The organism is Jeotgalibacillus malaysiensis, from assembly GCF_044789845.1.
Classification (GTDB): Bacteria; Bacillota; Bacilli; order Bacillales; family Jeotgalibacillaceae; genus Jeotgalibacillus; species Jeotgalibacillus malaysiensis_A.
The window spans coordinates 293,683-309,686 of record NZ_CP085252.1 but is presented as its reverse complement, the minus strand read 5'-3'; the positions used below and the strand labels follow the sequence as shown (position 1 = coordinate 309,686).

Genomic DNA, 16,004 nt, shown 5'->3' with positions numbered 1-16,004 from the left:
CATGCACTAGAGACTGTGAAACTCGCATTAAAGGAGTCTTAATATGAAAGCAACACTCCAATCATTAGTCATTACATTAACGATCATGACTGCAGTATTCACACTGGCGTTTCCGATTCCGGTCAGCAGTATGTCAGTTGTGATTTACTACTTATATTTCGCAGCGGGCCTGCCGCTTGTTGCACTCCCACTGTCGCTCATTGCACGATTCATGAAGCTATGTACATCTGCAAGGCTTGCTCTATATGTAGCAACCGGTTTTGCGATTACCACTGCTTTTTTGGGACCGGATTTCATGATCCCGTTCTTCAGCACCATCGCCTGCTTTTGGCTTGTAGAATCAATGATTATCAGGTTTTCTTATAAAGAATTGATCATTAAAAAAGTCGCAAATACCTTTATGTATTCAAATATAGCCTTGATTCTATTTGTGTTTTTCTTTGTGGCGTTGTGAAGGGAGGCCAGCCTTTTGTCTTCAGTTCACCAGCCGAAATCGAATGCTCCGAAAAAGCCTGTGGCAAAAATGATAATGGTTATGATCACAAGCAAACCTAAGTCAAGTAGCGTAACCTTGTAATTGTTACGATTTTCTGCGTACTTCCACTCCATGTAAGCCCTTAAAGATTCAGTTAAAGGAATCATTGCAAAAATCACAATGTAAGGCCATAAATACCACCTTAATTCGCCACCACGATTGATGGTAGATATTTGAATTGCACCGAGCGTAATAATCCCAATTATTGTAGTGATTCGAATGATCCAATCGAACTTTTTATGTTTTTTATTTACATAGTTGTCATATGAAAATATCTTAAATTTATCCGCACCAAGCACACGCCTCATAATCGGTCTGAACATCATTACGATGATCATAATAATAATGAATACAAGAAAAACAGTATTGGTACTCGCACCCTCTAAAAAATTCATCAAATCCCCCTTAATTTATGTCAGGTGCTCCTGCCTGTTCAAAAATCTGATCACCCTTTTGTCATCAGTTACTTCAACGAGATGAATGCCTGTATCACCTGTTGGAAAAGCTCCTAGTGTTACAACCGGCAGCTCAAGCAAGGATTTCAGCAGGTTGGAGATCATTCCGCCATGCGACACAATCGCTACTCTGTCGTATGTTTTGTAGTCATTCAAAATCATATGTAATACTTTCTCCGCTCTCATTCTAAACTCAAGCTCGGATTCCCCTCCCTCAATCGGAACGTGAATCGGTCTGCCTCCTTCAGGAATCGGATGTTTCGTTAATGCCTCTTCTCTTGAAAGACCAGCCAGCACGCCATTATTAAATTCCATCAAGTCCTCTTCTATTACACATTCACAACCAGCCGATTCTTTTAAAATCTCAGCAGTACGGTGCGCGCGTTTTAGAGGACTGGCAATGATTATTTCCGGCTTAAAGTTTTTGGTCACATACACTGCCATTTTCCATGCCTGTATTTCTCCAAGCCCTGTCAGTGGAAAGTCCGCTCTTCCTTCATGCACACGCAGCAGATCTGCCTCTGATTGACCGTGTCTAATAATAATGAGCTCCACCTTATCCCTCCTAACAGATTCCAGTGATTTTACATAAGTATAGCAAAAAATGGGTGTAAGGGTTTAATGAATACGAGGGTCAGATCCATGCCTTCACACATAAACAAACAGTTATATCGAACTAGGCAAATAGTATCTTTGGCACTTAATCCCTTCAAGGCCATTATGTAACATTATAATTGTCAGAAATTTCTTATCATATCTCAGGAGGCGATTTTGTGAAGAAGAAAACGGTTGTTACAATGGCACTTGCTACAACATTGGCGCTTGGTGCTGCTACTCCCCAGCTGGCTTATATGAAAGGGCCATCCCTTGAAAAGGTCAACAGTCAGTTTGACAAAAAGGTCTTAAATCAGCTTGATGCACAACGGATTTATGACAACATCGACACACTGGCGCAGGAACCACGGGTTGCCGGTACTGATGCAGAGGATCAGGCAGTCGAATTTATCGCAGAAGAGTTTGAGTCATATGGCTATGATGTTGAAATTCAGCCGTTCACGTTTTTCGGATATACACCTCCCTCTTCACTTTCTCTTTCAGTTGAAGGCTTTGAAGGTGAGCTGAACCCACGCTCTTTTACATATTCAGTGAACGGTGATGTGACAGGTGAGCTTGTGGACGTTGGATTAGGAACTGTAGATGACTTAGCAGGACTAGATCTTTCAGGTAAAATTGCATTAATTCAGAGAGGTAATATTTCTTTTGGTCAAAAAGTGCTAAATGCTGCTGAAAGAGGCGCAGCTGGTGTAGTCATTTATAATAACGTTGATGGTGTATTGAACGGGACGCTTGGCGCTTATGATGAGCGCTATGTGGCAGCTGTCAGCCTGTCTAAATCCGAGGGTGAAGCGCTTAAAGCGCTAGCAGGCAGTACTGCGACATTAACAGTTGAAGGTGCTGAAGCTGGCGACCGTACTTCGCATAACGTGATTGCGACGAAAGAGCCGACAAATCAGAAAAAAGCAAATGACGATATCATTGTTGTCGGTGCACACCATGACTCAGTTCCAGGCGCACCTGGTGCAAATGATGACGCGTCTGGTACTGCGGTGACGCTTGAGCTTGCGCGTGTACTGAAAAATGTACCGACTGACACTGAGCTTCGCTTTGTAACATTTGGAGCTGAAGAGCTTGGCTTGATCGGATCTTATCATTATGTGGATACGTTGAGTGATGAGGAAATTGATAACACAGTGGCAAACTTTAACCTTGATATGGTGGGAAGCCGTGACGCTGGTGATCTTGTGATGCGTACACTGGATGGACAGCCAAATCTTGTAACGGAGCTTTCTCAGAAGTCCAGTCTGAAATTGAACGGTGAAGCGACACCATTTTCTCAGGGTGGCAGCAGTGACCACGTGCCATTTGCAGCAGCAGGTATTCCGGCAGCTCTGTTTATCCACTCACCGCTAGAGCCATGGTACCATACGCCAGATGACACAATTGATAAAATCGATATTGATAAACTGCAGGATGTCGCTGAAATTGTAGGGTCTGCCGTCTATGACCTTGCACAATTCGATCATCCATCACAGTCGAAAAATAAAGAAAAAGTTGATGTTGAAGCTGATATGATTTTTGAACAGTCAGTGAGATAACATTCGCGATGAGTATCCCCATTCTTTTGTGAATGGGGATTTTTGATTTACGACGGCTGGGTGGGCGGATTCCGCCGTTGATCGACTGTTGTTTTTGCGGTCACTACCGTCGATTGTGCTTTCACTACCGTCATGAGCCATGTCGCTACCATCAATCCGGGTGTATCTCACCGCGGCGGAGCCCCACACTACCATCATCAGCAAAAACACTACAGCCAAAAAAATCCAGTCTCCCACATATGGAAGACCGGATTTTTATTTCTCATCAGATTCTGAAAATTGTTTATTAGCCTTACTCTGATAAGGCTTAAAGCTTTTTGCTTTCTTTGCTTTTGCCTGCCAGCGGTTCCAGCCTTTTTTACCGGTACCCTGACCTACGCCGCTCTTTTTCGATTTTGCCATCTATTTTCACTCCAAAGAATAGAATACCACTTCATACGTTAGTGACTTAAGATACCGGGATAGCGTTACTGCTCCATCCGGCTCCTCTTCATCTTATCACGAACTGAACCAAGAAGCTTCATCAGCTCGAAATATTCCTCCGGTTGAATGCCGCATCGTTCAATGGCTTCCTTGATTCCAAGCGCAATATCTCTTTTCGTATTCTTCGCCTGTTCAGTGAGTGAAATGACGACACTTCTTGAGTCGTCTGAAGACCGTTCTTTTGTTATCCAGCCATTTGCAGTCATCCTTGTAATCATCGGATTCAGCGTACCGGTCCCCAGTCTCACCTTTTCACCAAGCTCTTTTTGTGCGAGACCATCATTTTCCCATAACGCCAGCAGCACCAAATACTGCGGGTAGGTCAGATTAAATGGTTCGAGCGCTTTTGTATACAGCTTATTGAATTCACTGGACGTTTCATAGACTGCAAAGCACAGCTGCTGGTCCAGCGAGAGATAATTGTTCATGCAGGCCCTCCTACAGTAATGACTTAATATCTTCCTCAATTTTATCAGGAGGCGTTGTCGGCGCGTACCGTTTTACCACGTTTCCTTCTTTATCAACCAGGAACTTTGTAAAATTCCATTTGATCTCTTTTGACAGCATGCCTTTTTGCTGATTCTTCAGGTAATCAAATAATGGATGCGTTTCTTTTCCATTCACTTTGATTTTGGCAAACATCGGGAAGCTGACGCCATAGTTGACCTTACAGTGTTCTGTTGTTTGTTCAATATCGTCAAACTCCTGATTGTTGAATTGATCACACGGAAATCCGAGCACTTGAAGTCCCTGTTCAACATATTTTTCATGAAGCTTCTGCAGCCCTTCGAATTGTGGGGCCAGACCACACTTACTTGCTGTGTTGACGATCAGCATCGTCTTACCTTTATAGGATGCCAGATTTACCTCTTCGCGATTCGGCTTTTGGACAGTATATTCATAAACAGTCATCTAACATTGCCTCCTTTTAGAATATATATCGTGTACGATTTAATTTTACAGATTCTTTTAAAAGGAGGCAAATGACAATGCTCAGGCAGACACTTTTTCACGCTGATTCAACAGTGAACGCAATGCTCTGTTTAACCATTCAGAGCTTAAAAGCATTGCCGCTACGAACAGCACAACCACTACCGGGAACAGACCAATTGTTGTCTGTGCTGCGATCAGACCGAATAGCGGCGGCAGAAAAGTACTGCCTGTGTACGCAACAGCCATCTGATATCCCATGATTGTCTGTGAATGCTCTCTGCCAAAGCGGGCAGGCGTTTCGTGAAGCATCGACGGAAAAATCGGTGCGAGACCCAGCCCAACCAGAATAAATCCACCCAGTGAAAAATAAAGTGGTAACGGGAGAACGAGCAACACTGCCCCTGCAAGCGCAATTGCCTGTCCGGATCTGATCATGGTTTTATTATTCAATTTAAACGTAACGAACCCTGAGATAAATCTGCCGGCTGTAATCCCTGCATAGTAAAAAGAAACCCATTGTGCCGCAGTAGCTGCCGGCAGATCTTTCATATTTACAAGGAAGCTTGCGCCCCAAAGCCCGACCAGTGCCTCAACACCGCAATAGAAAAAGAATGCGGCAAGTGCGAGCTTTACGCCTTTGATTTTAAGCGGGCGAACACCTTCAGTTTTCTTCTCAACTTTTTCAGGCTCCTTTTCAGCAAAAGGTTTTGCCTTCACCTTTCCCCACAAAGGAAGCGTCAGAAATAAGACGAATACTAAAATAAACTGGATGCCTGCAATCATCAGATAACCTTCTCTCCAGGCAGGATCTCCGATAATAAACTGAGCCATAATGACAGGACCAAGTGTTGCGCCGACACCCCAGAAGGAATGCAGCCAGCTCATATGATGCGCATGGTAATGAGTCGCTACATAAGCATTCAGGCCGGCATCAATCGCGCCCGCTCCAAGTCCAAGCGGAACCGCACATACAAACAGCCAGATAATCGACGGGGCAAAGAAAAAGCCGCTAAGCGCTAAAGCTGTCATTAACGTACTGACAGCAGCAACCTTTCCTGTCCCGAATTTTTTAAGCAGCCTCCCGCTGACCAGACTTGAAATAATCGTTCCACCAGCAATCGTCATAAACAATAGACCTGCCATTTCGATCGGCACATTCAGATCAGGCTGCATGACCGGCCAGGCAGCGCCTAGAATGGAATCAGGAAGACCCAGACTGATAAACGCAAGATAAATAATGAGTAATAATAGTGTGGCCAATTTAATTCCCTCCCTCACGCATCAGCAAGAGATCGATCCCGAGTTTCTGAAGTCCATTTAAATAGTCTTTTTCCCAATTGCTGATTGTCAGCTCAGGCAGATGGTCAGCCGGGATCAATTGGGCACTTGCTGATTTGACCTTTGTTAAAATCTCTTGATCAATATCATGCTGATTAAAAATGACTGCATGGGGATTGATGATTGCTGTAAAAGTGGCTACCAGCCTGCTGACAGCATCAATCTGTTCACCTGATATAATCCGGCCGCCATGCAGGTTCTCACCAAAATTACGGTTGTTATGCTGCGGAACAAATTGAATTTCTCCTGCAAAATATGTACTTCCACGGACAACTTCACCGTTTACCAGCACACCTGAACCAGCCCCATTTTGCCCTACATAAAGATAAACCAGTGTTTGTTTTTCATTCGCATGCTGATAACCCAATACAGCAGCATTCATATCATTTTCCACAACCGCCGTTACCGGGAAACGATTTTCCAGCTCCTGTTTCAAATTCATTTTTTGAAACTGATCATACCCCGGGATGAAAATAATCTGACCCTGATCAACTGCGCCCGGCACTCCAACCGAAATGGTTTTAATACCGGGATACTGATTGCACATTTCCTCAATGAATCCAGTCAGTGGATCAATCCCGCTTCCTTTTAAAAAGCTGAACTCTTCACCTTCATCTTTTACCTCACCGGCGCAATTAAATACTGTGTAGCGGGTTTCACTGCCTTCCATCAGAATAGCCAGACCAAGCATATGGTTCACGTTATATACATAGCGTTTCGCCCTTCTTCCCCCGCTTGATTCATCAAGACCAAGAGAAGATATTTCTCCGTCCTTTTCCATCTCGGCTATCAGCTTACTGATTGTTGGAAAGCTGGCCTCTACTGTTTTATTAAGCTCAACCTTCGTTGCACCGCCTGATTGAATGAGCATTTTTCGTATAGCCGTTTTTGCTGTTTGTGTTGTATGTTGATCCATGTTGTCACCTCATCAAGACTTATTAAGCCTTTTAAATAAGTAGATTTGTAAACTTATTAAATCATTTAAATAAGTTCTTTTGACACTATAGCATGTTTTACGTTACTTGGATATGCAAGTTTAATTTTCTGCACAAAAAAAGAGCGACATGCGCTCTTTTACAATGATTATTCATCCTTCATCCGCTTCTTAAATAACACACTTGCAACCACCAATGCGACTACTGTCCAGCCTGTGATCACTGCGAGTGAAATCACTATATCTGACGTTTGACCTGCTGCACTATAACCTTCAAGCATAATCAGCTGAGCGCTTGGCAGCCACTTCATTACCTCAAGCACCGGGTACGTTTCAGCAAGTCCCATTGCCAGGGGTCCGAGTGAAAAGACTGCCATGACAGGAAGTACTGCAACCGATGCTTCCATCACGGTCTTCGTGAAAAGACCGCAGACAATCCCAAGTCCAATATAAAAAACTGTTGAGATCATTAATCCTACTGTTAAAATAAGCAGATTGGCAGGTGAAAACCCAAGAATCATAATCGTCAGCGCGACAATGGCAAGCGTGATCGCAAAGACGAGTGTGCTTTTTCCAATGAGAATATCCGCTATCGATGCCGGGGACATCATCAGACTGCGCAACGTGTTACTTTCTTTTTCTTCAGCAATCAGGCAGGCCTGAATAAATGTAGTCACAAGCGCAAATGTCATATTTATCGGCAGAAAATACAGATCTAATGAAGCTGCACCTGCATTCTGGTAGAAAAACGCAAGCACTAAGGGCATTAAAATCATCGATGATACAGCATAGTTACGTGAAAACTCTTTATAATCCTTTATAAAAATTGCGCGCATTCTTTTCATTGAAATGTTCATCGTAAATCCCTCCCTGTCATCTCCATAAAAATATCTCCAAGTGTCGGCTCGTTTGACCAGATTCGCTGGATCAGCTGATGTCTCATCCATTCTTCAAGTCTTCCGGCCGTTGTCAGTTCATTCAGCGGCAGAGTATACTGCTCACCGTTTGTCAGCTCCACAATCATTGACTGATCACTGTGACGCAGTCTTAAGTCTGAAGGTGCGCCAATCGCTTTAATTTTTCCCTCATGTAAAAATGCGACACGGTCACACAACGTTTCAGCCTCTGCCATATCATGCGTCGTCAGGAAAATCGTTGTACCCATTTCATTTAACTTACGCAGCCCCTTATAAATGTGATGCGTGTTTCCAGGGTCCAGTGCAGAGGTTGGTTCGTCCAAAAATAACAAATCCGGCTTATGCATTAATGCCCTTGCAAGTGTCACACGCTGAAGCATTCCTTTAGAAAGCCTGGACACCTTCTTTTTACGTGCATCCTGAAGGTTTACAAATGCCAAAGCTTCATCAATTGCGCTGTCATTCAGCTCATATAAATCTTTATAAAGCATCAGGTTCTCTTCTACTGACAGTCTTTTATATAGTCCACTGTTATCCGTTAATATGCCAAAGCGTGATTTATTCTCGACACGCTTCATTTCATTGACCGGTATGCCAAAAACTGATGCTTTTCCTTTGGTCTGATCCAGCTGTGCTGTCAGTATTTTAATGAGCGTTGTTTTTCCCGATCCACTCGGTCCAAGAAACCCGAAAATTTCTCCTTTTTGAACCGAAAAAGATACATCCTCTAAAGCGGTAAAATCGTTAAAAGTTTTCCCGATATGCTGTACGTTAATTTCTGCTGTCATTTGCGCAGCCTCCCTTGTTGATGTCTAACCCAAGTGTAGTCAGTTCAACAAAATCACGCTGCAAGATCCGGATCAATTGTAGAAAAATGATGGCGAACTGTACCCCGAAACTGCTGAACCGTCCCCTCTTATTCCCCGGGAAATACTAGGAAACGCCAAGAAGCTCCTTCAGTTCGGCAAGCTTCGCCCGGGAGAGCGGAATCACACTGCTTTCCCTGTCATTCAGCTTCAGACTATAGCTGTTTTTCGTCCAGGTAATGATCTCCCTGACCTTTTGCAGGTTCACAATATAGGACCGGTGACAGCGGTAGAAGCCATATGGACGCAATTGCTTTTCAAGGTCCTGAAGCGTGAGCGTGCAGTTATAACCTTTACCGGCTACATTGACCTGCGCAGACCCATCCACACTTTCAACGTAATCGATTTCCGGCGGATTAAACAGAATCGTTTTCCCTTCATGCTTTGTCTGTATTTTTTCAATCCTGATCACTGGCTGCTCTGCTTCAACAGTCACAACCGGCTCTTCATTAAAATCCATTTTATGTAATCCATTTTGATCAATTCTATAAATGTCGTCGGTCATCAAAAGCAGCTCTTCAAGATTATGTCCTAACAGTAAAATAGCTTTCAATTGATCTCTCATATTGCTAATCAGCCGCGTCATGACCTGTCTCCCCTCTTCATCCGTTCTGTCAAAGGGTTCTTCTATCACTAAAAACTCCTTCGCATATAAATAAGGTCTGAGAAAAGACAGGCAATTTCTATGACTTTCTGAAAGGTTCTTCACTTTTGTTTTTTGTACATACTGCAGATCAAAGAGAGCGACCATTTCTTCGACAGACGCTGATATCCCGGAAAGACCTATATGATAACGAAACGTTTCCTCCACCGTTAACCGCAGAGCCAACCCTTCATGATTGCCGTGAAGATAACCCCTATGCTTTAACTGATTCATAATCAGCTGCGTCCGCTTAATATCTGTATATATACCGGTAAGACCGGCGTCAAATGAGAAAGAAGGAATCACCGCATGACTGCCTTCTCTTACTTCAGTGATTTCAATATTCATACATAAACTCCTTTATACCTTAACTTCATATACCTCTAACATTATTCTACAACTAATTCGCCATCTCCTCCGGATATTTTACAAATTTTGAGGGCATGTCGGACGAGGGCAAGCGAATGCTGGGGTCAGACCCTTGCCTTCGGAGGCACGAAAATATGTAAAGCACCCTTTACGTAAAGGGTGCTTTACATCACAATATAAGTTAAGAGGGGAATGTGGCATATGAAAAACAGAATGAAAGAGCTCAGACAGGAAAACAGCATTTCTCAGGAGCAAATGGCAGAGATGCTGGGGGTTTCAAGACAGACTATCATTTCAATTGAGAAGGGTCGCTATAACCCATCCCTGCCGCTTGCGATTCAGATTGCAAGGTGCTTTAACACATATGTTGAAGAGGTTTTTTTGCTGGAAGATGAAGAGAATTAAAATGTATGGAGGATTTTAATATGCAGATGAGCAGTAAAGCTGGGAGAAGAGCATTTTTACTATTTGGTTTCATGTTTCTTATTTACAGCTTATTAATTAGTTTTGCAACAATCTCAACAGGAAACTTCTATGTAGGCCATGAGGCAGTTTTTATAGGAACAACCATTATGTGTTTTTGCCTTTCTTATCTTTATCCTCAGTTCAAAGAGAATGATGAGCGCACTAAAAGAATCAAAGAACGCGGAATGTTTTTCAGCTATTTCTTTATCTTAGGATACATGCTGATCCTTATCACTTTGTTTCAATTTGAAGGATTTATGCTGGATGGTTATCAGACCGTCAGCTTACTTGCAGCTTTATCGATGAGTACGGTTTTTGTTTCTTTTGTGGTGTTGTCGAAGCGTTACTAGATAAAACACTTACAGCATTCTCACATTTGAACAAGTGTATTTTAAGTATGGCTGTGGTAAACTATACATATAATAAAAAAGACCAGGTGCTGAGAACACCCGGTCAATGCAGCTGTCATCCGCATGAAGTGCGGTTGACCAGTAAGAGCCTTTAAGTGTTACAAAGAGTAACCACTCAGCTTCTTAGTCGGTAGCGGAGGGTGGTTACTTTTTTTATTGGTGTAGAGAGCAACCAAAGCTACAATAGCTGTTGTTACTGCTGCAATAAACATACCAAATTGAAATAGCATATTCATTGCCTCGTAAGTCACCATATAAACACCCCCTTTCTCAGGGAGTGCCAACCGCCCATCCGCTTTAGATAGCTGCACCCTATATTTTATCATGCTAAATAATTCAAAGTAAGAGGCGAATCATTTGTATGTGCTTCCTCGTCTTATAAGTAATGTGACTATGCCTGACCCTCCAACAACCCAATCAGCGCTTCCACCTCATCGGGATCACCAGTTTCAACATACATTTCCTCTGCACCTTCAATAATATCCGTATAAAAGTTCTCATCTTCAACCGGGTATACACCATCCCAACGCTGTGGCACGTTATAGACATTGATTGTTCCATCGCCGTTGCCACTATATGTAATCGATCCGTCTACTAACCTTGAACCTGATAACTGTATGACATCTTCAGGATACACGTCACTTGTTTCATCTTTTGGATTCAGTGGTGTACCTGCCGGGATATGCTCAACATATAATCCATCTATGTCCTGATTTGGACCGAGCTGCAGCCAGACGCGTGCATACTCAATCTCCTGAGCTGAATACTGTGAAAGCACCTGTTCCTCTTCTTCTACAACGCTTTCTGTTGCGGCTTCGCTCTGTTCTCCTGACTCAACTGACTCTTCTTCAAGCAATTCTTCATCAGACTGCGCTGTGTCCTCTGCCTGTTCAACAATAGTATCGCTATCTGAAACCTTTGATTCATTGTCATCAGCAGCTGTGTCAGAACAGCCCGCTACGAGCAAAAGCATGACACTTAAGTAGATACATTTCTTCACTAAGTTCATTTTGAAAAACACCTTTCTTTAAGCTCTTTTTAGCCTTTCAGAAAATTTGATTACCACAAATACAGCAATCGCGAGCAGGATGATATAAATCACTCTTGAATAGACTTCCATGTACTCTACAACGACATCCCATGAATTTCCGAGTGATGCGCCCAGTGACACGAGTACGATATTCCAAATTAGTGTACCAAGCGTTGTAAGTACCAGAAACAGCGGGAACTTCATATTCGACATCCCCGCAGGAATTGAAATCAGACTGCGGATCAACGGAATGAAACGGCAAAAGAACACAGTCCACAGTCCATAACGGTCAAACCAGCCGTCAGCGCGGTGAATATCCTTTTTAGTCACACGTAACAGGTGCCCCCATCTATCCACGATTTTTTCTAATCTCTCTACATCAAGCTGAAGTCCAACCCAATAAAGGATTACCGCGCCAATCACAGACCCAGCCGTTGCAGCCAGGACCACGCCAGGTATTGTCATTGAAGAATCAACAGTCATGAAACCACCAAACGTCAGAATGATTTCTGAAGGAATTGGAGGAAAAACATTTTCAAGTGCAATCAATAACAGTACGCCCAAATAACCATACTCACTCATGATGTCAGTCAGCCAATTTTCCATATGTACCCCGCTTCTTTGCTTGATTCATGCTAAATGCTTTATTCTGTCACACTCCAACTTCTGTAAATTAGACGTTTCACTAAGACATAGGTTCCAATATTGCTATAATCTTTTCAAAAAATAGAGAACCTCCTATTTCACGACAGTAATTCGTGTGATTTAGAAGGTTCTCTATGCTGGATTCATGAAGGCAAGGGTCTGACCCCCGCCTTCAGCACTCCTTACTCCACACCAATCTTCTCCAAAATAAACGCATAACACTCAGCCGCTTCCTTCAAATGGTCAAAGCGTCCTGATGCACCAAAGTGTCCCGCTCCCATATTGGTTTTCAGTACGAGTGTGTTGTCATCTGTTTTCTTTGTGCGCAGCCTGGCTACCCATTTCGCCGGCTCCCAGTAGGCAACGCGCGGATCGTTCAGGCCGGTTGTGATATACATATGTGGATATTCTTTTTCTTCCACATTGTCATATGGGCTGTAGGATTTCATATAGGTATAATCCTCTTCCTTCTGCGGATTGCCCCACTCATCCCACTCAAGCGTCGTCAACGGAATCGTGTCATCCAGCATTGTTGTCAGCACGTCGACAAACGGTACTTCAGGGACGATCACTTTGAACAGATCGCCTGCCATATTTGATACGCCACCGACTAGTAACCCGCCGGCACTGCCGCCTCTTGCAGCCATTTGATCAGCTGTTGTATAGCCTTCTTCAATTAAAAAGCGTGCTGCATCAATAAAGTCTGTGAATGAATTGAGCTTACGATTTGTTTTCCCATCTTCATACCAGTGTCTGCCCATTTCGCCGCCACCGCGCACCTGAGCCGTTACAAACACAACTCCTTTTTCTAAAAGTGGCAGGCGATATGCATTGAAATAAGGGTTATTATCCATCCCGTAAGAACCATATCCAGTCAGAATCAGTGGTGCTGGCCCGTTATCAAGTGCACCCTTTTTATAGCTGACCATCAGTGGCACCTTGACGCCATCCCTCGCAATCGCCCAGAGCTGATGCTGATTGAATGACTCCGGATTATATTCGCCGTTAACTGCTGCTGTGTGGATCGCCTTCTTTTCACCAGTTGCGATTTCCAGACTGTAAGTTGTATCAGGTGTTAAAAGTGATTCATATTCAACTAAAAGTTCATCGGAATCATAGCTTTGACCACTCACAATGGAGAGTGTGTAAAGCGGCTCATCCCACTCAAGCTGATGCAGTTCATTATTTTCAAGCACCCAGATCTGCGTCAGGCCACGCTCACGTCCAAGCACGAAAAGCTTGTTCTTCGTCGGATACACAGCCTGCAGATAGCGGTTCCCATCATAAGGGACCACTTCTGTTCGCTCAGAAAAATCCGATACCGGACAGCGAAGCAGTTTGAAATTCAATGCATCTTCATTCGTCAAAATCAGCAGGTCATCTCCCCAGTGATCCACGTCATACTTAATCCCTCTGCGTCGCTCGTCAACCAGTTGAACTGGTGCAAGCGGATTTTCCGCATCCACGAGACGGACTTCCTCTGTCATCGTTGAACTTGAATGCACACTAATGTACTTTCCACTTTTCGTCTTCGCAATGAATAACGCAAAAGTGACTTCCTTTTCTTCATATAAAAGCTCATCAGCTTCATTACTGCCAACCTCATGACGCCACAGGCGGTAAGGACGCTGCATATCATCAACAGTCACATAGAAAATATACTTTCCACACTGACTCCACTCCATACTGCCGAAAATATATACATTTTCGATTCTGTCAGAGAGTAACTCTCCCGTCTCCAAATCTTTAATATAAATCGTGTAACGGTCTGATCCATCACGGTTATCAAGATACGCAAGCTTCGTCTGCTCTTCATTCAGGCGCTGCAGCGTCACACTTAAATAATCGTCATCCCCTGCCAGCTCATTGAGATCCAGAATGACTTCCTCTTCAGCCCGATCCAGAAGCTCACGACTCTCAGCTTTTTTCCGCGCATAAATCGCATATTGCTTATCCTTTTGCTCCCGTGAATAATAAAAATAAGGTCCATTTTGAACAGGCACCTTCTCTTCCGCCTCAGGTACGCGTGCAACCATCCCTTCAAAAATCTCATTCGTCTTCTTTTCAAGCGGCTTCATCACTTCACTGAAATACTCATTCTCACTTTCCAGATACGAAACCACTTCAGGGTTCGTCTTATCCTTCATCCAGTAGTAATCATCTTCCCGAATATCGTTATGTATATCGTGCGTAAAAGGTACGCGCTTTGCGATTGGTGCTTTCATATAAAATTCTCCTCGCTTTTTACTTGATTAAATAACAGAAAAATCTGCATATCATTATCATATCCAACATTTAACTTAAATGCTATCCTTTGTGATCCTGCCAGTTGGGTTTATGTATTTAAAATATTGTCCTAAAGGATGCTAGTTTAGAGGGGTCTCTTAATAAACGAGGAAGGTGATACAAAATACAGTCATACATTTGTCTTAAACTGTAACTTTTTTTATAACCAATCGTAGTTACCTGGTATGGAGGGATACAATGAATCCGAAAAAAACTAATCTATGCGACGTTTCATATAATTGGACCACTTCTGTACCTTGTTGCGTACATTATTATGCAAAAATTTAACGGAGCTTCACTGGCTGACTCAATAAGCGATGCGCTATCAATCATTGCCCTTTATTTGATTGGGGTATCGATACTCTGGCTTTTCACCATGGAGAAAATTGATAAGGCAATTGAAGCTGATATGAAAGCGAAAAAGGAGAATCAGGCCTGACTAACTAAGCACATCATTATCATCAAATGTTCATCCGCGTTAAAATATGGGTATTGTACATAGACATTTATTGGAGGGATTAGACGATGCAAAAGACAATTCACTTAGTTAACCGCCCGAAAGGTACACCGACACATGACGATTTCAAGTTTGTAGAAGCGCCGATTGGTTCACCTGAAAAGGGTGAAGTCCTGATCCGCACAGTCTACATTTCAGTTGACCCATACCTTCGCGGCAGAATGAACGAAGGTAAATCATATATCGAACCATTTAAGTTAGATGAAGTACTCTCAAGTGCCGTTATTGGCCAGGTTGAAGAATCGAAATCAGACCGCTTTTCAAAAGGCGACGTTGTGATCGGATCACTCGGCTGGCAGGAGTATTCTGTTGTAAAAGAAAATGAAATCCGTAAAGTTGATCACCAGCAGGCTCCTGCGTCCGCTTATTTAAGCGTGCTTGGCATGACCGGCCTGACTGCGTACTTCGGACTGCTTGATATCGGTAAGCCTAAAGAAGGCGAGACCGTTGTTGTATCAGGCGCAGCCGGTGCGGTTGGTTCTGTCGTGGGACAAATCGCTAAGCTTAAAGGAGCACGTGTCGTTGGGATCGCAGGGTCTGATGAAAAGATCAGCTATCTGAAAGATGAACTTGGCTTTGATGCGGCGATTAATTATAAGACTGAAAACGTCTATAAAGCATTGAAGGAAAACTGTCCTGATGGCATTGACGTATACTTTGAAAACGTTGGCGGTGAAATCGGTGATGCTGTACTGCCGCTGCTGAACAACTTTGCCAGAATTCCTGTCTGTGGTGCCATCTCAGGCTACAACAAAGCTGAACGCGACATGGGGCCTCGAGTTCAGGGCTATCTGATCAAGACAAGCTCACTTATGCAGGGCTTCACTGTCGGCAACTATTCTTCACGCTTCAAAGAAGGCGCGGAAGCACTTGCAGGCTGGCTTGGTGAAGGAAAGCTAAAGTATGAGGAGACTGTAACTGAAGGCTTTGACCATACAATTGATGCTTTTCTTGATTTGTTTGAAGGAAAGAATCTTGGCAAGGCGGTTGTGAAGGTTAGTGAGATTCAATAATATAAACTC

The 16,004-nt window shown here is 43.3% G+C and carries 20 protein-coding genes; 6 read left to right on the top strand and 14 right to left on the bottom strand.

Annotated elements, in window-relative coordinates; genetic code table 11:
• Nucleotides 1–43 precede the first annotated feature (43 nt).
• Complete coding sequence (locus LG330_RS01735) at nt 44–454, top strand: hypothetical protein (protein ID WP_404406999.1); 411 nt, start codon at nt 44–46, stop codon at nt 452–454.
• A 26-nt stretch (nt 455–480) separates the two neighbouring features.
• Here the strand turns inward: LG330_RS01735 and LG330_RS01730 are convergent, their stop codons facing one another.
• Entirely contained in the window at nt 481–930 is a 450-nt protein-coding gene (locus tag LG330_RS01730) for a DUF4181 domain-containing protein (protein ID WP_404406998.1), read from the bottom strand.
• 15 nt (nt 931–945) lie between these two features.
• Complete coding sequence (locus LG330_RS01725; protein WP_404406997.1) at nt 946–1,545, bottom strand: histidine phosphatase family protein; 600 nt, start codon at nt 1,543–1,545, stop codon at nt 946–948.
• A 242-nt stretch (nt 1,546–1,787) separates the two neighbouring features.
• On the opposite strand from LG330_RS01725, the gene LG330_RS01720 reads away from it, so the two are divergent.
• On the top strand, nt 1,788–3,146 hold the full coding sequence (locus LG330_RS01720; RefSeq protein ID WP_404409465.1) for a DUF4910 domain-containing protein: 1,359 nt from the start codon (nt 1,788–1,790) through the stop codon (nt 3,144–3,146).
• Between the two features lie 255 nt (nt 3,147–3,401).
• Here LG330_RS01720 and LG330_RS01715 read toward each other — a convergent pair whose 3' ends face one another.
• From LG330_RS01715 to LG330_RS01680, 8 genes are all read right to left on the bottom strand, one after another.
• A complete protein-coding gene (locus LG330_RS01715) occupies nt 3,402–3,548 on the bottom strand; it encodes a DUF3934 domain-containing protein (RefSeq protein WP_404406996.1) in 147 nt (48 codons plus the stop codon).
• A 65-nt stretch (nt 3,549–3,613) separates the two neighbouring features.
• Complete coding sequence (locus LG330_RS01710) at nt 3,614–4,057, bottom strand: MarR family winged helix-turn-helix transcriptional regulator (RefSeq protein WP_404406995.1); 444 nt, start codon at nt 4,055–4,057, stop codon at nt 3,614–3,616.
• A 10-nt stretch (nt 4,058–4,067) separates the two neighbouring features.
• Nucleotides 4,068–4,541 (bottom strand): glutathione peroxidase, encoded by a 474-nt coding sequence (locus LG330_RS01705; protein WP_404406994.1) that lies wholly within the window; start codon nt 4,539–4,541, stop codon nt 4,068–4,070.
• 81 nt (nt 4,542–4,622) lie between these two features.
• Nucleotides 4,623–5,822 carry an MFS transporter gene (locus tag LG330_RS01700; protein WP_404406993.1) on the bottom strand — a complete coding sequence of 400 codons (1,200 nt, stop codon included), beginning with the start codon at nt 5,820–5,822 and terminating at the stop codon, nt 4,623–4,625.
• A 1-nt stretch (nt 5,823) separates the two neighbouring features.
• On the bottom strand, nt 5,824–6,816 hold the full coding sequence (locus tag LG330_RS01695; RefSeq protein ID WP_404406992.1) for an ROK family protein: 993 nt from the start codon (nt 6,814–6,816) through the stop codon (nt 5,824–5,826).
• A 167-nt stretch (nt 6,817–6,983) separates the two neighbouring features.
• A complete protein-coding gene (locus LG330_RS01690; protein WP_404406991.1) occupies nt 6,984–7,691 on the bottom strand; it encodes an ABC transporter permease in 708 nt (235 codons plus the stop codon).
• Nucleotides 7,688–8,539 (bottom strand): ABC transporter ATP-binding protein, encoded by an 852-nt coding sequence (locus LG330_RS01685; protein ID WP_404406990.1) that lies wholly within the window; start codon nt 8,537–8,539, stop codon nt 7,688–7,690. Before LG330_RS01685 ends, LG330_RS01690 begins: the two co-directional genes overlap by 4 nt.
• A gap of 145 nt (nt 8,540–8,684) precedes the next feature.
• A complete protein-coding gene (locus LG330_RS01680) occupies nt 8,685–9,608 on the bottom strand; it encodes a LytTR family transcriptional regulator DNA-binding domain-containing protein (protein WP_404406989.1) in 924 nt (307 codons plus the stop codon).
• Nucleotides 9,609–9,830: 222 nt separating this feature from the next.
• On the opposite strand from LG330_RS01680, the gene LG330_RS01675 reads away from it, so the two are divergent.
• Nucleotides 9,831–10,034, top strand: coding sequence for a helix-turn-helix transcriptional regulator (locus tag LG330_RS01675; RefSeq protein WP_404406988.1), 204 nt, complete (start codon nt 9,831–9,833; stop codon nt 10,032–10,034).
• A gap of 20 nt (nt 10,035–10,054) precedes the next feature.
• The gene (locus LG330_RS01670; protein WP_404406987.1) at nt 10,055–10,444 is read left to right on the top strand and encodes a hypothetical protein; all 390 of its coding nucleotides are present in this window, start codon (nt 10,055–10,057) and stop codon (nt 10,442–10,444) included.
• A gap of 158 nt (nt 10,445–10,602) precedes the next feature.
• Here the strand turns inward: LG330_RS01670 and LG330_RS01665 are convergent, their stop codons facing one another.
• From LG330_RS01665 to LG330_RS01650, 4 genes are all read right to left on the bottom strand, one after another.
• Nucleotides 10,603–10,758, bottom strand: a complete 156-nt coding sequence (locus LG330_RS01665) for a putative holin-like toxin (RefSeq protein WP_404406986.1) — start codon at nt 10,756–10,758, stop codon at nt 10,603–10,605.
• Nucleotides 10,759–10,895: 137 nt separating this feature from the next.
• Complete coding sequence (locus LG330_RS01660; RefSeq protein ID WP_404406985.1) at nt 10,896–11,513, bottom strand: hypothetical protein; 618 nt, start codon at nt 11,511–11,513, stop codon at nt 10,896–10,898.
• Nucleotides 11,514–11,531: 18 nt separating this feature from the next.
• Nucleotides 11,532–12,140, bottom strand: a complete 609-nt coding sequence (locus tag LG330_RS01655) for a DedA family protein (RefSeq protein ID WP_404406984.1) — start codon at nt 12,138–12,140, stop codon at nt 11,532–11,534.
• A gap of 221 nt (nt 12,141–12,361) precedes the next feature.
• Nucleotides 12,362–14,404 carry a S9 family peptidase gene (locus LG330_RS01650; protein ID WP_404406983.1) on the bottom strand — a complete coding sequence of 681 codons (2,043 nt, stop codon included), beginning with the start codon at nt 14,402–14,404 and terminating at the stop codon, nt 12,362–12,364.
• A 335-nt stretch (nt 14,405–14,739) separates the two neighbouring features.
• Between LG330_RS01650 and LG330_RS01645 the strand changes: the two genes are divergently transcribed.
• Together LG330_RS01645 and LG330_RS01640 are read left to right on the top strand one after the other, a co-directional pair.
• Complete coding sequence (locus tag LG330_RS01645; RefSeq protein WP_404406982.1) at nt 14,740–14,904, top strand: hypothetical protein; 165 nt, start codon at nt 14,740–14,742, stop codon at nt 14,902–14,904.
• 86 nt (nt 14,905–14,990) lie between these two features.
• Entirely contained in the window at nt 14,991–15,995 is a 1,005-nt protein-coding gene (locus tag LG330_RS01640; protein WP_404406981.1) for an NADP-dependent oxidoreductase, read from the top strand.
• The last annotated feature ends 9 nt before the right edge of the window (nt 15,996–16,004 follow it).

What these genes read in the sequence shown, in the direction of transcription:
- LG330_RS01735 (WP_404406999.1), top strand. Translation starts at nt 44, where the DNA reads ATGAAAGCAACACTCCAATCATTAGTCATTACATTAACGATCATGACT.
- LG330_RS01730 (WP_404406998.1), bottom strand. Translation starts at nt 930, where the DNA reads ATGAATTTTTTAGAGGGTGCGAGTACCAATACTGTTTTTCTTGTATTC.
- LG330_RS01720 (WP_404409465.1), top strand. Translation starts at nt 1,788, where the DNA reads ATGGCACTTGCTACAACATTGGCGCTTGGTGCTGCTACTCCCCAGCTG.
- LG330_RS01715 (WP_404406996.1), bottom strand. Translation starts at nt 3,548, where the DNA reads ATGGCAAAATCGAAAAAGAGCGGCGTAGGTCAGGGTACCGGTAAAAAA.
- LG330_RS01710 (WP_404406995.1), bottom strand. Translation starts at nt 4,057, where the DNA reads ATGAACAATTATCTCTCGCTGGACCAGCAGCTGTGCTTTGCAGTCTAT.
- LG330_RS01705 (WP_404406994.1), bottom strand. Translation starts at nt 4,541, where the DNA reads ATGACTGTTTATGAATATACTGTCCAAAAGCCGAATCGCGAAGAGGTA.
- LG330_RS01695 (WP_404406992.1), bottom strand. Translation starts at nt 6,816, where the DNA reads ATGGATCAACATACAACACAAACAGCAAAAACGGCTATACGAAAAATG.
- LG330_RS01690 (WP_404406991.1), bottom strand. Translation starts at nt 7,691, where the DNA reads ATGAACATTTCAATGAAAAGAATGCGCGCAATTTTTATAAAGGATTAT.
- LG330_RS01685 (WP_404406990.1), bottom strand. Translation starts at nt 8,539, where the DNA reads ATGACAGCAGAAATTAACGTACAGCATATCGGGAAAACTTTTAACGAT.
- LG330_RS01680 (WP_404406989.1), bottom strand. Translation starts at nt 9,608, where the DNA reads ATGAATATTGAAATCACTGAAGTAAGAGAAGGCAGTCATGCGGTGATT.
- LG330_RS01675 (WP_404406988.1), top strand. Translation starts at nt 9,831, where the DNA reads ATGAAAAACAGAATGAAAGAGCTCAGACAGGAAAACAGCATTTCTCAG.
- LG330_RS01670 (WP_404406987.1), top strand. Translation starts at nt 10,055, where the DNA reads ATGCAGATGAGCAGTAAAGCTGGGAGAAGAGCATTTTTACTATTTGGT.
- LG330_RS01665 (WP_404406986.1), bottom strand. Translation starts at nt 10,758, where the DNA reads ATGGTGACTTACGAGGCAATGAATATGCTATTTCAATTTGGTATGTTT.
- LG330_RS01660 (WP_404406985.1), bottom strand. Translation starts at nt 11,513, where the DNA reads ATGAACTTAGTGAAGAAATGTATCTACTTAAGTGTCATGCTTTTGCTC.
- LG330_RS01655 (WP_404406984.1), bottom strand. Translation starts at nt 12,140, where the DNA reads ATGGAAAATTGGCTGACTGACATCATGAGTGAGTATGGTTATTTGGGC.
- LG330_RS01650 (WP_404406983.1), bottom strand. Translation starts at nt 14,404, where the DNA reads ATGAAAGCACCAATCGCAAAGCGCGTACCTTTTACGCACGATATACAT.
- LG330_RS01645 (WP_404406982.1), top strand. Translation starts at nt 14,740, where the DNA reads ATGCAAAAATTTAACGGAGCTTCACTGGCTGACTCAATAAGCGATGCG.
- LG330_RS01640 (WP_404406981.1), top strand. Translation starts at nt 14,991, where the DNA reads ATGCAAAAGACAATTCACTTAGTTAACCGCCCGAAAGGTACACCGACA.